Source organism: Acidovorax sp. JHL-9 (assembly GCF_000426205.1).
Lineage (GTDB): Bacteria > Pseudomonadota > Gammaproteobacteria > Burkholderiales > Burkholderiaceae_C > Acidovorax > Acidovorax soli.
In genome coordinates, this window is the sequence record NZ_AUEX01000062.1 from 1 (window position 1) to 1,592 (window position 1,592).

Here is a 1,592-nt window from a genome sequence, read left to right on the forward strand (position 1 = left end):
TCGATGCCAATGGTTGTAATCTTCATGGTGGACGCTCCTGCTGGTTCAAGTGGAATAACTAACGTCTCCACTGTGGCACTTTCGATGCCGTTTAGCAGGTTGTTGAAATTCACCGTCTGCGACGGATCGCCCTCACTTTCAGTCGCAGGTGCTCAGCAAACTGCTTGTTTAACTAGCCCTTGAGCCGCTTGGCGGTGGGCATCGGCTGCTCTTGAAGCCCCTATCTGCTCGCCACCGGGCTCATTGCACTGAACATCCGCGCCATCCGCACGATATTGCTGGCCGTCATGGTCAGCTTGAAGTGCTGGTCCACCTTCTCAATGCCGCGGTAAACCGTCTGGCGGATACGCCCCACGGTCTTGCCCCAGCCAAAGTGCTCCTCGATGCGTTTGCGGATGCTCTGGCTGACTGCATAGCCCGCATGGCGTGTCGTTCTGCCGTCTATGGCGCTGCCGCCCCAGCGGGTGCTGTGGCTGGCCACGTGGGGCGTCACATGCCGCTGGCGGCACGCCTGCACGAAGTCCCGGGTGTCATAGGCTTTATCTGCTGCAATGGTTCGTGGGTGTTTGCCAGGCAAGGTGTCCAGCATCGCCAATGCAGCCGCGCGCTCGCCGTAGCCATCGGCATGGGTGACCACAGCGCCCACCACCAGGCTCGAGCGGTGCTCCATCAGCACATGCCCCTGGTAGGCCAGGATGGCTGCTGCATTCTGACTCTTCCTGAACAGGCGGCAGTCAGGGTCGGTGGTGCTGGCATGCGTGGCGTTGCTGCGAGGTTTGCCATGCCAGTCGGCCGCAGCGTTGCGGCCGGTCCCGGCTCCGGGATCGCCATCGTTGCCGTTCTTGGGCGTGAAGCTCTTGTGGCTGGCCCAGGCCTGGATCAGGGTGCCATCCACCGAGAAGTGGTCCTTGCTGAGCAGCTTGCGCTTGTCCGCCAGGGTCATCACCTCGGTGAAGAAGTTCTCTACCACCCGGTGCTCCAGCAGCCTGTCGCGGTTCTTGGAGAAACTGGAGTGGTCCCAGACATCGTCGTCGATGGCCAAGCCAATAAACCAGCGGTACAGCAGGTTGTAGCGGATCTGCTCGACCAGTTGGCGTTCGCTGCGCACCGAGAAGAACACCTGGATGAGCATGGCGCGCAGCAGCTTCTCGGGGGCGATGGAGGCGCGGCCTGCGTCTGCGTAGATGGTGTTGAACAGGCCGTTCAGGCGCACCAGAGCTTCGTTGACCAAGCTGCGGATCGAGCGCAATGGATGGTCTGCTGGTACGAAGTCTTCCAGCTTGGCCACGGTGAACAGTGACTCCTGCATCGCGTCTGATCCCCGCATCGTCTGGACTCCTTGGTGGGCGAGTGGTCAGTATCTCTAACGATGCTCTTGAACGCCAGGCTTTACGGGGGTGAAATTCAACAGCCTGTTAGAGCCTGTTCAAAGTCTTTTGAGTAGTAGCGCCAAGAATGCCAGATGGACGAACTGCAGGCTGGTGTTGAGCAACCTCTTGAACCGCCCCGGGTTTTGAGGAGGCTCCAACCCTTGAGAAGATGGAGCCATGAAAAAGTCAGTGAAGTTCTCCCCCGAGGTCCGCGAACGGGCC

At 60.1% G+C, this 1,592-nt stretch carries 1 protein-coding gene; it reads right to left on the reverse strand.

The features are described 5' to 3' along the window. Positions 1 to 220 precede the first annotated feature (220 nt). On the reverse strand, positions 221 to 1,327 hold the full coding sequence (locus K225_RS0119120; protein WP_026437816.1) for an IS5 family transposase: 1,107 nt from the start codon (positions 1,325 to 1,327) through the stop codon (positions 221 to 223). Positions 1,328 to 1,592 lie beyond the last annotated feature (265 nt).